General features: G+C 39.8%; 20 protein-coding genes. 1 reads left to right on the forward strand and 19 read right to left on the reverse strand.

The window, feature by feature from the left end:
• Nucleotides 1-63: 63 nt before the first annotated feature.
• From BMG01_RS03795 to BMG01_RS03885, 19 genes are all read right to left on the reverse strand, one after another.
• A complete protein-coding gene (locus BMG01_RS03795) occupies nt 64-1,500 on the reverse strand; it encodes a 6-phospho-beta-glucosidase (protein WP_036068181.1) in 1,437 nt (478 codons plus the stop codon).
• A gap of 76 nt (nt 1,501-1,576) precedes the next feature.
• Nucleotides 1,577-1,897 carry a PTS lactose/cellobiose transporter subunit IIA gene (locus tag BMG01_RS03800; protein WP_031941278.1) on the reverse strand — a complete coding sequence of 107 codons (321 nt, stop codon included), beginning with the start codon at nt 1,895-1,897 and terminating at the stop codon, nt 1,577-1,579.
• Between the two features lie 13 nt (nt 1,898-1,910).
• Nucleotides 1,911-2,231, reverse strand: a complete 321-nt coding sequence (locus tag BMG01_RS03805; protein ID WP_004914747.1) for a PTS sugar transporter subunit IIB — start codon at nt 2,229-2,231, stop codon at nt 1,911-1,913.
• Between the two features lie 147 nt (nt 2,232-2,378).
• Complete coding sequence (gene ileS, locus BMG01_RS03810; RefSeq protein WP_036068179.1) at nt 2,379-5,171, reverse strand: isoleucine--tRNA ligase; 2,793 nt, start codon at nt 5,169-5,171, stop codon at nt 2,379-2,381.
• Between the two features lie 300 nt (nt 5,172-5,471).
• On the reverse strand, nt 5,472-6,137 hold the full coding sequence (locus tag BMG01_RS03815; protein WP_036068176.1) for a DivIVA domain-containing protein: 666 nt from the start codon (nt 6,135-6,137) through the stop codon (nt 5,472-5,474).
• A 75-nt stretch (nt 6,138-6,212) separates the two neighbouring features.
• Entirely contained in the window at nt 6,213-7,010 is a 798-nt protein-coding gene (locus BMG01_RS03820) for an RNA-binding protein (RefSeq protein WP_004914756.1), read from the reverse strand.
• Nucleotides 7,007-7,270 (reverse strand): YggT family protein, encoded by a 264-nt coding sequence (locus BMG01_RS03825; protein ID WP_004914758.1) that lies wholly within the window; start codon nt 7,268-7,270, stop codon nt 7,007-7,009. The genes BMG01_RS03820 and BMG01_RS03825 overlap by 4 nt, the downstream gene beginning before the upstream one ends.
• A 3-nt stretch (nt 7,271-7,273) precedes the next feature.
• Nucleotides 7,274-7,738, reverse strand: a complete 465-nt coding sequence (locus tag BMG01_RS03830; protein WP_036068174.1) for a cell division protein SepF — start codon at nt 7,736-7,738, stop codon at nt 7,274-7,276.
• 9 nt (nt 7,739-7,747) lie between these two features.
• Nucleotides 7,748-9,046: a cell division protein FtsZ gene (ftsZ, locus tag BMG01_RS03835; protein ID WP_004914762.1), complete on the reverse strand. Its 1,299-nt coding sequence runs from the start codon at nt 9,044-9,046 to the stop codon at nt 7,748-7,750.
• A 23-nt stretch (nt 9,047-9,069) separates the two neighbouring features.
• Nucleotides 9,070-10,392: a cell division protein FtsA gene (ftsA, locus tag BMG01_RS03840; RefSeq protein WP_036068172.1), complete on the reverse strand. Its 1,323-nt coding sequence runs from the start codon at nt 10,390-10,392 to the stop codon at nt 9,070-9,072.
• 109 nt (nt 10,393-10,501) lie between these two features.
• Nucleotides 10,502-11,215, reverse strand: a complete 714-nt coding sequence (locus BMG01_RS03845) for a cell division protein FtsQ/DivIB (RefSeq protein ID WP_004914767.1) — start codon at nt 11,213-11,215, stop codon at nt 10,502-10,504.
• Nucleotides 11,215-12,306, reverse strand: a complete 1,092-nt coding sequence (gene murG, locus BMG01_RS03850) for an undecaprenyldiphospho-muramoylpentapeptide beta-N-acetylglucosaminyltransferase (protein WP_036068170.1) — start codon at nt 12,304-12,306, stop codon at nt 11,215-11,217. The genes BMG01_RS03845 and murG overlap by 1 nt, the downstream gene beginning before the upstream one ends.
• An 11-nt stretch (nt 12,307-12,317) precedes the next feature.
• On the reverse strand, nt 12,318-13,664 hold the full coding sequence (gene murD / locus BMG01_RS03855) for a UDP-N-acetylmuramoyl-L-alanine--D-glutamate ligase (RefSeq protein WP_036068167.1): 1,347 nt from the start codon (nt 13,662-13,664) through the stop codon (nt 12,318-12,320).
• Between the two features lie 44 nt (nt 13,665-13,708).
• The gene (gene mraY / locus BMG01_RS03860) at nt 13,709-14,671 is read right to left on the reverse strand and encodes a phospho-N-acetylmuramoyl-pentapeptide-transferase (RefSeq protein WP_004914772.1); all 963 of its coding nucleotides are present in this window, start codon (nt 14,669-14,671) and stop codon (nt 13,709-13,711) included.
• A gap of 9 nt (nt 14,672-14,680) precedes the next feature.
• Entirely contained in the window at nt 14,681-16,825 is a 2,145-nt protein-coding gene (locus tag BMG01_RS03865) for a penicillin-binding protein (protein WP_036068165.1), read from the reverse strand.
• A 2-nt stretch (nt 16,826-16,827) separates the two neighbouring features.
• Complete coding sequence (gene ftsL, locus BMG01_RS03870; protein ID WP_004914775.1) at nt 16,828-17,199, reverse strand: cell division protein FtsL; 372 nt, start codon at nt 17,197-17,199, stop codon at nt 16,828-16,830.
• A 56-nt stretch (nt 17,200-17,255) separates the two neighbouring features.
• A complete protein-coding gene (rsmH, locus tag BMG01_RS03875) occupies nt 17,256-18,194 on the reverse strand; it encodes a 16S rRNA (cytosine(1402)-N(4))-methyltransferase RsmH (protein WP_004914778.1) in 939 nt (312 codons plus the stop codon).
• Between the two features lie 38 nt (nt 18,195-18,232).
• The gene (mraZ, locus tag BMG01_RS03880; protein ID WP_004914780.1) at nt 18,233-18,664 is read right to left on the reverse strand and encodes a division/cell wall cluster transcriptional repressor MraZ; all 432 of its coding nucleotides are present in this window, start codon (nt 18,662-18,664) and stop codon (nt 18,233-18,235) included.
• Between the two features lie 150 nt (nt 18,665-18,814).
• On the reverse strand, nt 18,815-19,156 hold the full coding sequence (locus tag BMG01_RS03885; RefSeq protein ID WP_004914782.1) for a DUF3397 family protein: 342 nt from the start codon (nt 19,154-19,156) through the stop codon (nt 18,815-18,817).
• 102 nt (nt 19,157-19,258) lie between these two features.
• On the opposite strand from BMG01_RS03885, the gene BMG01_RS03890 reads away from it, so the two are divergent.
• Nucleotides 19,259-19,465: a DUF4044 domain-containing protein gene (locus BMG01_RS03890; protein WP_004914784.1), complete on the forward strand. Its 207-nt coding sequence runs from the start codon at nt 19,259-19,261 to the stop codon at nt 19,463-19,465.
• The last annotated feature ends 186 nt before the right edge of the window (nt 19,466-19,651 follow it).

The following is a 19,651-nucleotide window of genomic DNA, read 5'->3' on the forward strand; positions in this document are numbered from 1 at the left end:
TTCAGTGTATCAAAGCCATGTATCGAATGCAAAAAAGCTAGCATTTCACCAGCTTTTGAAAGTTTATAATACTTCACCATTGGTTGCAATGACATTTTGGTACCAATCAAATGAATCCTTTTTGTAGCGTTTTCCCGTACCTTGGCCCATATCATCTAAATCAACATAAATGAAACCATAACGTTTGGCCATTTCGCCAGTTGAAGCGGAAACAATATCAATACCAGACCACGGCATATACCCGATTAGAGGAATACCATCTAAAGCAACTGCTTGCTCCATGGACTTGATATGTCCTTTGAAGTAATCAATCCGGTACTGATCATGTATTTCACCTGAACTGGTCAATTTATCATAAGCACCAAAACCATTTTCAACAATCATCATTTTTTTATGCCAACGATCCCACATCCAATTCATCGCATAACGAACACCTGTTGGATCAATTTGCCAACCCCAATCTGATTGTTTAAGGTAAGGATTATCGCCGTGGTTAGCTTCTTCATCATATTCTAAATAGTCATCGCCAGTTGCAGAAACAGTCCAACTCATGTAGTAAGAAAACGCCACATAGTCGACGGTGTTTTCTTTTAAGATTTTAGCATCTTCAGGTGCCATTTTAATATCGAACCCTTTGTGTGACCAGAATTTCAACAGCCAGTTAGGATATTCTCCCAACGCATGGACATCACCCCAATAATAACGTGTTTGCATCGCTCTCTGTGCCATCAAAATATCTTCTGGGTTTGATGTTGCAGGATAAACGGGGTTCATCGCAATCATATCGCCTACCATGATGTTTGGATTGATTTCATGGGCAATTTTAGTTGCTAAGGCTGAGGCAACTAACTCATGGTGTGAGGCTTGATACATCAATTCTTGTGCCTGTTCTGCTGGATAATCTTTCAACCCAGAGTTTTGTAGCATTGGATGTGAATCCATCCAAGAGGTTTGATTATTAATTTCATTGAAAGTCATCCAGTACTTGACGCGATCACCATAACGTTCGAATACCACACGTGCAAATTTAGTGAAAAAGTCGATCATTTTACGATTACGCCATCCACCATACTCAGTCACTAAATGATATGGCATTTCAAAATGAGATAACGTGATGACTGGCTCTAAGCCATTATCAATCATCGTATCAATCATATTATCATAAAATGCCAAGCCAGCTTCATTAGGTGTTTCCTCATCACCGTTTGGAAAAATTCGCGTCCAAGCAATAGATGTTCTAAACGCTTTCATCCCCAATTCTTTCATCAATGCAAAATCTTGCGGAAACGAGTGATAAAAATCAATGCCTCTATGATTAGGATAATTACCATCTGGTAAAACAGTGTCTGTTACAACGCGTTTAACACCGTTTTTTCCCGCCAGCATCACATCAGCAATTGAGACACCCTTGCCGTCAACATTCCAAGCACCTTCTAGTTGATGTGCTGCTACTGCACCGCCCCATAAAAAATCTTGTGGCATTTTATAACCTGTTGTCATTTGTTATCTTCTCCAGTTCTTAGGTTCATTTAGCAATTATTTTGTAAAAGAAAAGCCCGCAAAAGCGAGCTTTCAATCAGTTCTCTGCCAATTTGCGATAAAGTGCAATGATTTCAACTGCTAAATCACGAAAAGTAATACCATTCATCAAATGATCTTGGGCATGAACCATATACAAGTCAACTTCAGTATGATTACCTTGTGCTTCTTGTGTTAGCATGTCCGTTTGAACATCATGTGCTTCTTTAAGTGATTTATCAGCTTCATCAATTGCTGCTTGTGCACCCTCAAAATCACCTGATTTAGCCAACTGAATTGCCTGAAAAGCTTGCGACTTGGCATTGCCACCATGCATAATCAGACCCATCACAACTTGCATTCGTGCTTCGTCTTGCATCAAATCGGCCATCTTAAACTCCCATCAATGTTTCGGCAGACTTCAAAACATTGTCGCCCTTCATCATGCCATAATCCATCATATTGATGACATCCATTGGCACACCAGCGGCATCTGTGTGTCCCTTAACCTCATTTTTCATATAAGCAACTTGAGGTCCAAGCATCACAACATCAGGATGCTTTTCTTTTAGCTTAGCGTCAACATCAGACGTTGAAGTTGCAAAAATATCGTAATCCTTTTCTTGAGCCGCGGCGGCCTTTTGCATGTTTGCTACCAATAATGATGTTGACATACCAGCTGCACAAGCTAGCATAATTGTTTTAGTTGCCATAATATGTTTCTCCTTTAAAAAATCATTTCGTTTATAGCCTTATCATAGCATGTTTTCAATCAAATGTAAACGCTTTCACAGTTTGTTCATACTTTTCCAAAACGATCAAAAAAACATCACAATTGTGAATTGTGATGTTTTTTGATACTATTCTAGTCCCTCAGTTAGGGCTTCTGGATAAAACTCACGGACAATATCTGCTTCATGCTTTGACAATTCTGGAAAATCAGTGTCAGAACCAATATCGTCATGATACAGGCGATCTCGTGGCGATACTTGACCTGTGGCGTGAGCAACAGTAATGTGCCAACCTGCAAAGTCTTGTACATTTTGCGCACTTTCCAATGATTCCAAATGAAGTTGTGACACCATTAACAACAAACGGACATCCGCATTCAAATCTTTTAACCATAACTGTTGTTCAGTCGTCAGATAAAGCGTCAAAGAAGCCTCAGCATTTTTACCAATTAAGTCGGTTTCACGTGCTTCTTCAAGTGCCTTGTTGACAGCGTCACGAAGACTCATAAAGGTTGACCACTGTTCAAACAAAACTGTCGTATCACCTAGATCTTGAACATCAGGCATATCAGTCAAATAAGCAAATTGTGCTGTTTCATAAGGAAGATATTCCCATACTTCTTCAGCTGTGTGAGGTAAGATTGGTAGCAACAATCGCGTCAAATCAGTCAAAATCTTATAGAAGACTGTTTGCATTGAGCGACGAGCTTGCCCAGTAGGTGCCTCAACATAAACAACATCCTTAGCCACATCAAGATAAAAGGCTGATAGATCAACGTTGACAAAGTTAATCACACGCTTAAAGACATCGTTGAATTGGTAATTATCATAAGCATTGCGCACATCTTTAACAAAATTATTTTCTAAGGCATAGAAATATTGATCATGTGCTGCCAATGATTGATATGACACACCATCTTCTTTTGGATCAAAATCAGAGGTATTTGCCAGCAAGAAACGTAACGTATTGCGCAACTTTCGATAACTCTCTGACACTTGTTTCAAAATTTCATTTGAAACACGCATGTCTTGTGACGTGTCAACCGACGTCACCCAAAGACGCAGAATTTCAATTCCCATTTTGTCAGCTACTTCAAGTGGCGAAATTGTATTTCCTAGAGATTTGGACATCTTGTTGCCTTTACCATCTAATGTAAAGCCTTGGTGCAAAATAGATTTGTATGGCGCAATGCCATTTACGGCCACAGATGTGATCAAAGAAGAATTAAACCAACCACGGAACTGATCAGACCCCTCCAAATACATATCAGCAGGATAATCTAATTCAGGTCGTGTATTCAAAACCCCATTCCACGATGAACCAGAATCGAACCAGACATCCATGATATCCTCTTCTTTAGTAAATTCACCGTTTGGTGAATGTTCATTAGTATAACCTTCTGGCAAAAGTTCTTTAGCATCATGTTCAAACCAATAATTCGAACCATACTCAGCAAATAAATCAGCGACGTGGTTGATCAACTTTTCGTCCAAAATAGCTGTACCATCTTCTGCGTAGAATATTGGTAATGGTACACCCCAAACACGTTGTCGTGAAATAACCCAATCACCGCGATCGCGAATCATATTGTGCAATCGAACTTTACCCCAATCTGGGAAATATGTAACCTTATCAAGCTCGGCTAAAATTTCTGATCGGAACTTGGCCACAGAAGCAAACCATTGGGGCACTGCCCGCCAAATAATTGGTTTTTTGGTACGCCAATCAAATGGGTAAGAATGGGTAATCTTTTCTTTTGCCAAGAACAACCCAGCATCCGTTAATTTGTTGATGACAATACCAACAACATCATCATAGAATTTGCCTTCAAAGTCAGCACCCGCGTTGGCTGTCATATAACCCTTTGAATCTACTGTTACGTCAGCGGGTAAGCCATACTTTTTTCCAACGTTGTAATCATCTTCACCAAATCCGGGTGCTGTATGAACTAAGCCAGTTCCTGAATCAAGCGTAACATGATCAGCATTCATCACTAATTCTTCATGCTCACTGTCCCAAGGATGATAGGCTGTAATGCGATCAAGCTCTTGGCCTTTATAGGTTGCGACCGTTTCATATGATTCCCAACCAAACTTAGGTGCGACTGAATCGAGTAGTTCAGTCGCAACAACAAATTGTCTCGTATCGCCAGCTGGTATCACAACTGAGTATTCGAATTCAGGCCCTAACGTAATACCTCGAGAGGCTGTAACAGTAAACGGCGTTGTTGTCCAGACCACAAAGTAAGTATTATCGTCCAAAATACCTTTGCCATCTTTTACTTTATTGGCATAGAACAATGATGTTGAATCAATGTCATGATATTCAATTTCAGCTTCAGCAAGAGCTGACTCAGACGACCATGACCAATACACTGGCTTCGCACCTCTAAAGATGTAGCCTTTCCCAGCCATTGCACCAAAAACTCTAATTTGCGCTGCCTCAAATTCTGGCTTCAATGTAATATATGGATTTTCCCAATCGCCTAACACACCCAAACGTTTAAAATCCGAACGTTGCTTATTAACTTGTTGCAAAGCAAATTCTTTAGCTAAATTACGCCATTCTGATTTAGGCATACTTTTTCTATCATGACCTGCTTTTGTCAATTGTTGTTCAATTGGCAAACCATGAGTATCCCAACCGGGAACATAAGGCGCATAAAAGCCAGTCATGTTCTTATAACGTACAATAATGTCCTTGGTAATTTTATTCATGGCGTGACCAATGTGAATATTACCATTTGCGTATGGCGGTCCATCATGTAGGTTAAAATGAGGTTTCTTCTCATTTTGGGCCAAACGTTGCTGATACAAGTCTTCCTCATACCATTTTGCCTGACGTTCTGGTTCCGTCTTAGGCAACGACCCTCTCATTGGAAAAGCCGTTTTACCAAGATTCAACGTATCTTTATACTTCATATTTCATTCTCCTAAAAAAGTTAATCGACAACAATCATTTAAAATAATGATAAAAAAAGTCCCTATGCATCATCTGCATAGGGACGTTTTCACGTGGTACCACCCAATGTTTAGTAATAACTAATCTTCATTATTACTCTCAAATCAGTATTAACGGCCTGCGCCGTTCTAGCTTACTAAAATTTCAGCTAAACAAAACTAGTAACTGATCTGATTGGCATCAGGGACGGTCATCTTCCACCACCATGACTCGCTGCACGTATATATGCCAACTTTGCTGTGTTACGCTTTTTATAATTATTAATGATTGTCCGCTTGGTCTTCTGATTCTGGAAACACTACAACCGGCCCTTGGGCTTCTGCTGTTTCCTGTTCATCTGACTCTTGTTCTGACTGGCTTGAAACTTCAACTGGTGCTGCTTCAGCAACTTTACCAATGCGATTGGCTGTTACTTGACCAATTGGTAAACGATGAACAGCTTCTGCTAACTCATCATTTTCTAATAGTGTACGCTGTGCTGTTAATAATTGCAAGAAGGAATTTTTAAAACTTTCAACTTCTGTACGTAATTGGTTTTGCTCATTAGTTAATTCTGCGTTTTCTTGTGCTAAACGTTCTGCTTCCGCTTCTGCCTTAACACGAGAATCACTGATGATTTTAGTAGCCGCTTCTTGTGCATGCGTCAATTGCTTTTTCACTTCAACATCAGCGTCTTTTTTCAATCGGTCAGCTGCTTCTTGTGCGACAAAAATAGACTGATTAACTTGCTCACGCTTGGCTTCTAGCGCCTCGACTTGCGATTTCGACTGCTCAAGTTGTACTTTAAGCGCATCTCGCTCAGCAATTAGCGCTTCATAATCACTATTGACTTGATCCAAAAAAGCATCAACTTCAGTCGCAACATAAGCCTTACTGCCTTTTTTTGTAAATTCGTGATTTAAAATTTCATCTGGTGATAATGCCATAACTTTCTCCTTTAACATAATTGTACTTCATAATTTTATCATGCCTAGTCTAAATTAGATAGAAGCCTGACATTACTATCTTTGTACAACATTGACAATTGCTTTCAATTTATCTTTTTTACTCCGACCATCTAGTGACTTGATTTGTGCACGACCATGTTTTCTAACTGATATCAAATCATTTACAGCAATTTCCAAATTGGTTTTTTGCGCAAGCATCCAATTCACATGAACTTGACCACTTTCAATAAGTGTCTTAGTATCACTACGTGACAGTTGAAAAACAGATGATATGACAACATCAAGTCGCAAAGATGACATTAAAGCAAATTGCTCTTGCCAATTAGTTAAAACAGGCAGGGCTTCACTTAACGATTGCGCTTTCAGATTAACAGCAACTCGTCCAACTTTTGTAACGGTTTGCTGGATATAAGCTAACATTTTCTGATCGACAATGATTTGCCAATTCGTTTCTTCATTATCAAATAGTATATCGCCAAGTACATCCCGACTAATACCCAAGTGCATTAAGCTGCCCAAAATTGTCGAATGATGTAACGTGGCAAACTTTTTTGGATATTGTACAGTTAGTAACCCAATTTCAAAATCTTCTTGTTTTACTTCAAATACTTCTGGTGCAATGATTGCCCTTTGACTTTCGGCGCCATCCACACCACCATACAAATAACTTCGCAATCCAGACTGACGGTTAATCAATGTTTGTAGAATGTATTGTTCTCTCGGATTTAAAAATCGCGTCAGAATTAAGCGATAGTCATCATCAGCCTGTTTTACCCAATCCAGAACTTGTTGTATGAAAGGCTGCTCGTACTCACGAAAATGTTGTGAAATACTTAGCACGTCATTACTCATAGGAATATCGAAACTAAATGTAGCAAACCACTACGTGCAAAATTCAAAGCCAAAATTGCGACAATCGGTGAAAAATCAAGCATCCCAATTGGTGGAATGAACCTAAAAATTCGTAGATATGGCTCGACAATACGGCCCAAGAATCGGCCCAAGCCAGACTCACGAGCCCCTGGTAGCCAAGACATTAAAATATAAATAACAATTGCATATTCATAATATTGCACTAATCGAAACAACCATATGACAATTTCTGCAATCATGAATTAGTACCTACTGTTGGGCTCAAGATTATCTGTCAAAGTTCCAGAAATTTCAAACGTATTTGGTGTGACCAAGAAAATTGATTGTCCAATACGTTCGATTTCACCGTTAACAGCATAAACAGCACCACCCAGAAAATCAAGAATTCGTTTAGCTTGTGCTTCATCAATCTGCGTGAAATTGACAATCACTGCTTCACCACCCAAAATTTGTGAAGCAATCGCTCGAGAATCAGAATATACTTTTGGTTCAAACAATGCAATTTTACTATTCGCACTATTAAAGTCTGAATTGGCTTGTTGTGTAGTAGTTGATGGTCGTGTAAATCGTTGTTGGGAAGTATTTGCTTGTTGCTGAACAGGCTGTGGTTGTGGCTGTTCTTGGTATGATTGTTGATCATACCCTTCATCCTCGTAATAATCTTCCTCATTACTAAATAGACGTTTAATTGTGTCCCCTAATGCCATGAGTTCTCCTTAACGTTTCTTGAAAAATGGTGGTTGGTCAGTGTCGTCATCATTGCCCAAATCCACCGCAGCACTTGAGCTCGGTGTATTAAAGACATCAAATGATTGCTTCTGAACGCCATCAAAACGATCATCTTCAGCAAACGCGTCTTTGGTTGTGCCGCCAATATTCCAATCAGCAAATGGATCGTTTTGTGTTGGTGTCACTTTGGGGGCTGGTGATGCTGTCGCTGGTTTTTCAAAAACTGATGAAGCAGACGAAGGCGCTGCCGACTCAGTCGACGTTGCTGTGCCAAAAACTGAAGCAGCTGGTGCTACATTCTTGGCTGCAGATTGTTTGGATTTATCGTTAGTATTTTGAAGACCAGTCGCAATAACTGTCACGCGAATTGAATCACCAAGATCTTCATCAATTGATGTTCCAAATATAACGTTCACGTCACGTCCTGCTTCTTGGCTAATGACTTCTGAAGCCGTTTGTGCTTCAAACAATGACATATCTAGACCACCGGTGATATTAAGCAAAACGTCTTCCGCACCTGACATGTCGACTTCAAGCAACGGTGACGAAATAGCTTGTTTTGTTGCGTCAGCTGCACGGGTTTCGCCACTTGCTTGACCAACACCCATCAAAGCAGGTCCGGCATCTTGCATGACAGTTTTCACATCAGCAAAGTCCAAGTTAATGAAACCAGGATTGGTAATCAGCTCAGAAATGCCTCGAACACCTTGTGCCACAACTTCATCAACTACTTTAAATGCTTCAGATAGTGGTGTACGAAGGTCAATACGATCTTTCAAACGTTCGTTAGTAATCACGATTAATGAGTCAACAGACTCTGACAAAGCCTGTAATCCTTCAGCAGCAAAACGTCCGCGCTTTGGGCCTTCCCATTTAAATGGTCGTGTAACGACCGCAACGGTCAATGCGCCTTGTTCTTTAGCAATACGTGCAACGACAGGAGCTGCACCATTACCAGTTCCACCACCCATACCTGCAGTAATCACAACCATATCGGCACCAGCTAAGGCATTAGCAATATCTTCAGTTGATTCTTCAGCAGCTTTAGTACCACGCTCTGGATTCGAGCCTGCTCCCAAGCCACCGGTTAATTTAGGACCGATTTGAATTTTTGTATCGGCTTTTGACTTATCTAGTGCTTGTACATCAGTATTGGCTACGATAAATTCAACGCCACTGACGCCTTCTTCAATCATATGGTTAACAGCATTTGAGCCACCACCACCAACACCGATAACTTTTATGATTGCACCCGCTTCTTGGGTATCATCAATTGAAAAATCCATGAGTTGTCTCCTTAAGTGTCTTTTTAATCTTCGTTAAATAAATTGTTTATCTTTTGGCGAATTTTTCCAAACCAGCCTTCACGAGGTGCCACAGTGGCATCATCGACGTATTGATAACTGTCATATGATTCTTGTTGTGGTGCCTCACTTGGTGTTGGTTCAGGATTAGGTGTAACCTCACGACGGTTCATAATCGTTTGTTTAATCACCTGTTGCACCATGTTTTCTCTAGATGCAAACACTGAGTATGCCAAAGCACGCGTGTACGAAGGATGTCGCAAACCAATTTGATCTGGTACAAACAAACGAACATTATCGCCCAATAATTGTTTGGCAAAATCAACCATTTTTGGCAGCGCTGCATTGCCACCAGTTAAAACAAAGCCTCCTGGCATATTCAAAGCATTAACCTGTTGTAAATGATCAAATATTCGCGTAAACATTTGCTCTAAGCGAGCCGCAATGATTTCCGATAAATACTTCTCGTCAAATTGTTTTGGTACAACCTCACCAATAACTTCGACTGGAAAATCGTTGTCTTGGTCGGTTTGCAATGGATCAGCAAAGCCGTAATCACGTTTTATTCTTTCAGCATTGATGTAAGAAGTGCCAAGCACAGTTGAGATATCCTTGGTGACACTATCACCACCTTCAATATCGACAAACGTGTACTTCAATTTGCGATCATGGATAACAGCAGCACTAGTCTGTCCGCCACCTAAATCAATCAAAACAGTACCAAAGTCTTGCTCGCCGTCATTCAAGATAGTTGTACCAAGAGCCAATGGTGACAGAATAAATTCTTGCAAATTTAGTCCGGCCTTTTGAATTGCCATTCGCGTATTATCAAGAATCTTGCTAGGTCCAACATAGGCCACCCCATGCATTTCAAGCCTTACACCTATCATTTCATGAGGATCTTTAATGCCATCAAATCCGTCAACAACGAACTCTTCAGCGACTAATTCAATCACATCACGGTCTGCGGGCAAGCCATTTGATAATGCTTGTTGCGCTACATTTTGAACATCCTGATAAGTAATGCGCTTATTTTGGTTGGCAATAGATACCAGACCATTAACATTGATAATTTCAACTTGATTAGCTGGAACACCAACCACAACATCGGTAATTTTAATATTTGCTTTTTCTTGTGCCTGATCAATCGCCTCACGAATCGCAGCGGCAGTCGTATCGATATCGACAATCACGCCACGGCGTAAGCCACGTGAAGGGGCGCTTCCCGCACCAATCACATTAAATTGATTCCCAGCAGTTTGTGCAATGACAACTTTAATTGAAGTGGTTCCAATATCCAATCCAACCGTCACGCCTGAATTATTCATGCGTTGTGCCCCTTTGTTAATTATTTTTACAAAATATACCTAATACTAATAGTAACATAAAATCGCAATATTTTGCGACCCAATTCTAGTTTTTCAGTACGTTTCATATTTAAGATTTATAGTTATATGAGAAAGCGCCAAATTGTAGGTCAACCACACCTTTTGCTTTCATTTGTGCTGCAATACCAGGATAATAAACAATCTTTTGACCAAATGTTGTTGTCGTTGCCAGCACAGTATTACCATCAGCCATGATAATTTTTAGGCGTTTCGGGTTCTCTTTTGTAGGCGAAAATATTATTTGACTAATATTTTGTCGCAAAGATGCTTCAAAATTGGAAAATGTGACAGCCGTTTTAGCCAATGTGTCATCGCTCTTAAAGCCTGTATAAACTGGTGCATCACCATCTGGTTGACTGACTGAATGACGATTTCCTTGCTGATTGATAGCATACCACTGTCCTTTTTGTTGAACAAATCCAGCATTGACTCTTTCAACAACAGTAAACAACACATCGCCATCATTTAAAGTCACTTTTACCGAGTCTATTTTATTGTTTTGTGATTGCAGTCGATTTTCAATAAAAGCTTGTTGTCCAACCAAACGCCAATACGGTGTCGTTTGATCAACATTAACATATTTTTTTATTTGCTCTTTAGAAACGACCGTTGACGCAACTGACACATTTTTAATCGTACGCCAAGGTTGTAAAATCAATATTAAACCGCCAATCAAAACAGCAAAAACCGCTAAACTCAGCCAAAGTTGTAACGGTCGTTTCTTGTTTACAATATGTTTTAATTGTGGTACATCTTCTTTCATCATTCTCCAATTGCATCAAGAATCAGTGCATAAAGTCTTTCGCCAGCATCGCGCACACCAATTTTAGTTGCCTGAGCTGCCATCGCCTCACTCACCTTGTCATTTAATAACAATGTATCGGCAGCTTGAGTTAGCGTAACTGCTGACAAAGATGGCTCGGAAATCATCAATGCAGCACCAGCATCAACCAAACTTTGCGCATTTTTAGTCTGATGATCACCTGTCACAAAGGGACTCGGAATTAAAATAGACGGAATACCCAGCGCTGTAATTTCTGCTATTGATGTCGCGCCAGCCCTTGCCACTATCGCATCAGTTTGTGCCATAACTTCTGGCATGTTGTCAATATAAGGTAATATTCTGACATTTTCAGCTGGTTGTGTAGTCATTCTTGCAAGGACATTATCATAACGTTTTGGCCCAGTAACAAACACAACTTGATAGCTTCGTTGATTAAATGTTTCTAAAGCATCAATAACTGCTAAATTAATAGCTGGCGCACCTTGAGACCCACCAAATATTAGCAAAGTCTGTTTGTCATCGCGCAAGCCAATCTGTTGCCATGAGAAATTTGACTTGAGTGAAGCAACTTGCTGTGCTCTTGGGTTTCCAACCACCGTTGCTTTTCCTTTGGAAAATTGTGATAACGCAACATCGAAAGCAACACCGATACGCGTCGCACCACGAGACAAAAATTTATTTGTAACACCAGCAACTGAATTTTGTTCATGAATGACCGTTGGAATATGTAATCGTTGGGCTGCATAAACAACTGCCCCACTGACGTATCCGCCAGTGCCAACGACGACATCCGGCTGAAACTCTTTAAGAATTTTTTTTGCCTCACGAACGGCTTTTAAAAACAGAGAAATCGTTTTAACATTATCTAAAGATAGTGACCGCTTGAAACCCTGAACAGTTAGGCGCTCAAATGCCATTCCTGTTGCAGGAACAATATTAGATTCAACACCTCGCTCTGATCCCACATACAAAAATTTTGTATCGGGTTCATGCTTTTGAATCACTTCAGCTAAAGCAAGCGCCGGATAAATATGACCACCTGTTCCACCACCAGATAAAATAATTTTCATAACGACTCCTTTCAAATTTTAAGTGCTTCTTTTAGTGCAGCGACAAACTTTTCACCGCGTTCTTCAAATGTCTTAAATTGATCCCAACTGGCATGAGCTGGTGATAGTAATACCACGTCGCCCGGACGTGCTAACTTCACTGCTTCTGGCGCCGCTGCCATAACATCCTTAACAGTAATGACTGTTTTATCGGCTTGGTTTGCCAAATCAACAATTTTTTGTTGCGTTTGTCCAACAGCGATTACGGTTTTCACATGTTTTAAATTAGGTACCATGCGTGACAAATCATCACCGCGGTCTAACCCACCACCAATCCATATTGTTGGTTGATCAAAGCTATTTAATGCTGTCTGTGTTGCCTCAATGTCGGTGGCTTTTGAATCATTATAGTACTTTACACCATTCACAGTAAATAAATACTGCAAACGATGTTCAACCCCTCCAAAAGTCTTCAACACATCTTTAATCGCGCGATCACTCACCCCAGCTAGTTTGGCAGCTGTTGCTGCTGCTAAAACATTTTCCAAATTGTGGGGTCCCACTAGCTTTATGTCAGTTACAGGCATTATTGCATCGCCGTTAATCAATAGTTGATCATCTTTAATTTCTGCCTGCAAACCACTTTGTTGACGAGAAAACGTTAGCACTTTCGCGTGCGTTTTAGCAGCAAAATTTGGGGTATCTGGGCCATCAGCATTTAAAATTAAATACTGATTTTTAGTTTGATGGCGTGTAATCTGAAATTTGGCAGCTACGTAATTATCTCTAGTTTTGTGATAATCCAAGTGATTAGAAAAAATATTGGTCACAACAGCAATATCTGGTCGAATATCTGGTATACCCATTAGTTGGAAACTGGACAATTCTAACAATAATGTATCTTTTTCAGTTAAATTAGCAACGACTTCACTGACCGGCGTGCCAATATTGCCGGCTGTCGTGACCGGCTGTTCATCCGACTTGAGCATATCACGAATCAAGGAAGTCGTTGTCGTTTTACCATTGGATCCTGTCACCGCAATTAATCGGCCATTGAATGTACTCAACGCCACGGCAACCTCTGTTAAAATTGGAATTTTCAAGACAAGCGCCTTTTGTACCAATGGCTGGTCGTAATTAATACCTGGATTTTTCACCAGATATTTGAAACTGTTATCAAGATGCACATCTTGAGCTTGCGATATAAAAGTAACTCTTTGAGATTGCAAAGTCAGAAAATCATCGTCTTCTTGAAAATCGCCGTCATTTGCAACAGTAACATCAGCACCAAGTGCTAATAAAAGCTTAGTCACTGCTTTGCCAGAACGTGCCCAACCATAAACCATAATTTTTTCATTTTTAAAATCCAGTGCCTGCATGATTTAACCTGATTTCTTTATTTATGTACACGGCTATCACCGTCTCAACTCATGTATAAAATCCCTACAATACTTACTAGGAGAGTTACAATCCAAAATAGTATATCAATTTGCCATTCACGCCAACCAAATTTTTCAAATGAGTGGTGAATTGGTGCCATTGGGAAGATTCGCTTGTGCCAAAAGTGATAACCTATGGTTTGAATAATGACCGATAACGTTTCGATTACAAAGACAATACCAAACCAAACTAGAGAAAATGGAATACCCAACAAGATTGTCTCAATTGCCAATCCAGCGCCTAAAGCTAGCGATCCTGTATCTCCCATGAAAATTTTGGCCTTAGGTTTGTTATAAATCAAGAAGCCAACCAATGCACCAATAATTGCGATATTAAAAATCACGATCGACTGACTATGCATTGCCATTGCAATCCATGTATAGGTGCCATAAACAATAATGCTAATACCAGTTAGTAACCCATCAAGCCCATCTGTTAAGTTAGTGGCATTTGACCACCCTACCAGCCAGAACCACATGAAAATGAAATAAAAACCACCCAAATAAATATGGCCAACAAACGGTACATTAAGTACAAACGGCACATTCATAAACCACATAACAATCATGACTACCAAAGCGCTAAGTGTTTGTGCTAACAATTTTGGCTTAAACCTAAAACCATCATCTGCATGTTTCAATATTTTCAGTGTGTCATCCACACCTCCAATAATGGCAAACGCCACAAATGCCAAAATCGGCATCAATTGTAACATGAAGCCATGCCACCCCTCACTTGCTACCCCACCAACAACGGCACTGATCACAGCAGCTAATACAAATAATACACCGCCCATACTTGGTGTCCCTGCTTTGGCCTGATGATCAGGACCCAGTTTACGGATTACTGCCTGCTCCTTAGAATGCCTCAAAAAGTTAATCAATGCTGGCATAAAAATAACTGTCACGATAAACGATCGTGCGAAAGTCCATAGATTTTCTGTCATTTCTCCCTGTTACTCCTTCTCTTTCAATACAATCGCTACTTGACTGCTTTTGACAACCAACTGATTAGCACCAACACTTTGACTCGTAATGTAGCCAGACCCTTTCCAAGTCAACGTGAAGCCAATTTGCTTCGCAAACGACTGTGCATCTGTTAAACTCCACCCTGTCATATCAGGCATATTCGTGGTACCCTGCGCTTTTAATATGACTAATTGATTGGTCAATGCTTTTTGTTCAGGTAACAGCGATTGCGATTTAATTTTTCCAGTTGTCCCAACAACAGCCACTCGGAAACCTGCTTTAGTTAATGTTGTTTTGGCAGCAGTGATTGATTGGCCCACAACATTAGGCACCGTCTGTTTCGTTGTCTTAGATTTTACAGCGCTACTGCTATTATTCAAAGCTTGAAGCATTAACGGCCTAAATACTTTGTTCATTGTGGTTTGAATTGTTGCATCTGGGAAAACTTTTGGTTGTTTAACAGCCATGTAAAAAATATATTTTGGATCTTTTTCCGGTGCTAATACAACGACTGAATGAATTGCATTTTTCAGACCATCTAGGTATTGACCTTTTTCTGCCACTTGAGCAGTTCCAGTTTTAGCAGCAATCTGATATCCAGCATCTCGCAAATCAAATTCCTTAGCAGTTCCAGTAGACTGATTTACAACATCAATCATATATTCACGAACTTTTTCAGCCGTACTTGCTTTAATTGGGTGGGCAACAGTTGTTGTTTTTCCTTCCTTGACAATTGCACCAGTCGCAGAGTTAACTACTTTATCGACAAAATAAGGTTTAATTTCCTTACCATTGTTGGCAATCGCTGAAAACGCCTGAATCAGTTGTAATGGTGTCACGTTGATGGCTTGACCATAAGCTGTATTGGCCTGTTCAATCGGATAAGTAAATGAAATAGAACCAGCTTCTTCACCATTGAGACCTGATTTAGTAGACTGTAAAAAACGGAACCGAGTCAAATACTTACGCCATGTTACCGCACCCAACTTTTGTTCAGTGCGGGCAAAAGCAACGTTAGACGATCGCCAAAATCCTTCCCGATAGGTCAACATACCAGCATCTTGGCCAAAAGCATCAACAACTTTCTTGCCATCAATTAAAAATGTTCCCGATTGATAGGTATCATTGGGTCGCCACTCTCCTGTATCAATAGCAGCCGACAACGTGATAGCTTTCATAGTTGAACCAGGCTCAAAGGCACCTTGATCAAGTAGGTTTTGCCAAGTTTCCGGATTCGAAGATTTGTCATTAGCATTAAAATTTGGCCTTTGTGTTGCTGCAACAATTCGCCCTGTTTTTGCTTCCATCAATACTGCAACTGCTGTTTTTGCCTCCGTATCTTTAATCAATGTATCCATACGGGTTTCTAATGTGTTTTGCAAACTGTCATCTAAAGTAAGATACACGTCATCCCCATTTTTTACGGTTCGACTATTTTTGTTATTCTCTTTTTGACCTTCGTAACTTTTAATACCATTTTTACCAGTTAATACCGAGTTTTCGGCGGCTTCAATTCCCATCATGCCAGTCATTGTTGACTGACCACTGACATTTTCACTATACTTAATGTTTCCAATCAGATGAGATGCCATTTGATCATTGGGGTAAACACGCGCTGCTTGTGATGTGAATTTTATGCCTGGAAGCTTCATAGCCAATATTTTCTTATGTTGTGCAATTGTCAGACTTTTACCAGCTGATCCAAACTCTACTTGAAATTGCTTAGCTTTCAATCGTTTGTAAATCGCTTTTTCTTTTAGGTTAATGACCGTGCTTAATTTCTGAGCTGTTTCACTCGCATCCGTCACATAATCTGGTTTGCCGTCAGCGTCTTTTTGATTTTTGTCCAAGACTGCGTAGACATTGTAAACCGTTGTGTTCTCGGCTAATACTTGTCCATTGGCGTCAAAAATTTTACCACGATTAGCAATAATGTTTTGTTTCCCCATAAAAGCTTCTCGTGTCGCTTTTGTTAGGTTATGCCCATCAACGGCTTTATTCCCTGCAATAACAAAAAAACGAATACCAAGCATTAAAATCACCACTGTTGTGCCACACAGCAACAACCCACCAAAAATTTTGGCATTCTTCGTGATTCTTTTATTTGGTATCCGTCTCACTTTATTTTTCATAATTATTGATTAATATTGCGTACACTATCATCTGACAGTGTCATGCCGTATTTTTTTGCAACCTTATCTAGATTTGATTTACTAGTGACATCTTGAATCTTAGTTTGTAAATCATCATTGTTTTGTTTCGTATTGCTTATTTTTGTTTCAATAGCCGTCGTACTATTAGTCGCTTTTGTAATTTGCATACTAGTAAAAACAGCACCAACCATCAATGACAAGACAACTGCAGCCACAAAGATAACTAGCCCACGTTCCTTTTTGGTCCAAACTGCTGCTTTATATTTAATTGCTTTGCGTTGGCGATAGCGTGGTTGCGTGAGTGGTGCTTGTTGTGCAGCAGCTGACGAGTATTCGTATGCATTTTGTGCCATAGCTTTTTCTCCAAAAATCTGATGATGTAACAATTAGTTTTAAAACTTAAATTAAGTTATTTGCGTCGAATACCGCGTAGTTTAGCTGATTCCGATCGATGATTAGTACTCATTTCGGCAGCACTTGGTAAAATAGGTTTTCTGGTCAGTGCGTCATACTCAGCTTCAAATTGTCCGGGTAATACAGGTAAACCGGCAGGTAATTCAGGTGCGCTAGTTTTTTCACGAAACATTTGCTTTACAAGACGATCTTCTAATGATTGAAATGTAATAACACTAATGCGACCGTTATGATCAATTAGGTCCAATGCCTGCGTTAAAGAGTCTTCTAATGCACCCAATTCATCATTAACCGCAATTCTTAACGCTTGAAATGTTCTTTTAGCAGGATGTCCTCCCTTACGGCGGGCAGGCGCTGGAATTGCTTCTTTAATGATGTCAACCAATTCAAACGTTGTGTTAATAGGGCCGTTTTCTCGATGTTGCTCTATCTTACGGGCAATTTGTTTTGGAAAACGGTCTTCACCGTAGCGACTCAACACTCTTAACAGCTCATTAAACGACCATTCATTGACAATTGTTTTAGCAGTCAAAGTTTGTCTTTGATCCATTCTCATGTCTAATTCAGCATCGTAGTTATAGCTAAAACCGCGTTGTCCATCATCAAATTGAACTGAACTGACACCCAAATCATAAACAATGCCATCAACATTCTGAATATTACGTGTTGCTAGCGCCGAAGTTAATGTCCTAAAATTTTGATGAATCAAAACTAATTTTCCTTGTGCAATGTCATCTGCATAGCGGGTCATATTGTATTGAATTGCTGTATCATCCTGATCAAAACTATACAGCTTGCCAGTTGTTAATTGCTTTAAAATCTCACCCGTGTGCCCGCCGCCTCCAAGCGTTGCGTCCACATAAATACCGTCAGGCTTGATATCTAATAATTCAATGGCCTCATGCAATAGCACCGTAACGTGTTCAAATGTCATTTCAGCTCACTTTCCTTCTGGCAACCTATTTGGTTACATTAAAAATCAAAATCAACTAACCCCTCAGCAATATCATCAAAGTTTTCGGCTGTCTCAGCTGTGTACGCAGCCCATGTATCAGCACTCCAAATTTCGAAAGAATCACCAACGCCAGTTACAATAACATCTTTTTCTAGTGATGCGTACTCTCGTAAGTTACTTGGTACAATAATTCGACCTTGCTTATCAAACTCAGCTTCTAATGCGCCGGCCATGACAAAACGTCTAAACGAGCGCGCGTCTTTTTTTCCAGTTGGTAATTGATTCAACTGATTTTCTAACTTTTCCCAAACGGATAATGGCATAGCCCGTAAAGACTTTTCCATCCATTTAGTAACAATAAATTTTTCGCCAAGTTGATTACGGAATTTTGCCGGAATAATTAGGCGTCCTTTCGTATCGAGCGTATGTGAATATTCGCCCATAAACATAGGACCACCTCCATTAAAATTCTATACTATTAATTTACCACATTCCACCACTTCTCTCCACCTTATTTTGAAATTTGTCATCAATCAGTAAATTTTCACGTAAAAAAAGCAGCACCATCAATGACAGTACTGCTTTTATAAAAGTGGGGGTCAGTGGTTAATAAAGCCCAAAATCATGACAACTATTATGACCGCAATGCCAAAAAGGCCACTCCATTGCCAATATCGATGCCAAAAATGGCGCCAATCCCAATTTTTTTGTAATAAGAACCAAGCTAAAATAGCCCCAAAAGCAAACCAGAAAAGCAAAATCCACTCGATATAGCTAACGCCTAGCGCATATCCCATCGTGTAATGTGCAATTACCCAGACAGGTAACGTAATAACGTCCAAAACATGCAAGCGTATTTTTTTCATCGCTGTCCACTGATTAGCACCTATTAATATCAAACAAAAAAGTAAGCCACCTAATGGCCAATACCACCATTGCATTTTTAATTACCTCGTGTTTTAACTCTAACTAATTTTATAAAAAATTTCAAATCTTTTGTGACTTATGATACACTAAATAAGAATAAATTAGAGGTGAAATCAATGGCAGATGACCAAAATAAACGACCGGTAAACGCAAAATTACAAGCAGAGATTGATGCACAACTCAATCAGCACCGCGTCCCTAAAATCGAAAAAAAATCACGCACGCGCATTGAAAAAATGATTTTAGTTATGTCGTGGTTAATGGTCATTTTAATGGTTGGATCAGTTGTATATGCAGCTGTAAGTGCATTAGGTTGGATGTAAAAAACATGAGTGATTTCTCACCCATGTTTTTTTCTACCAGAAGTCAAGTGTTTCAAGGCATTTAGCTTCTTTTTATGATGCTGCAATTGGTCATCAAGCACTACTAAAATAAACCGATGTCTTCACATTGGTTTTGCAAAATGTTAGGCTTATAAATGTACAATTCTAGCGCTTTGACGCTGTATC

The organism is Leuconostoc sp. BM2, from assembly GCF_002095565.1.
In the GTDB taxonomy this organism is placed as follows: domain Bacteria; phylum Bacillota; class Bacilli; order Lactobacillales; family Lactobacillaceae; genus Leuconostoc; species Leuconostoc falkenbergense.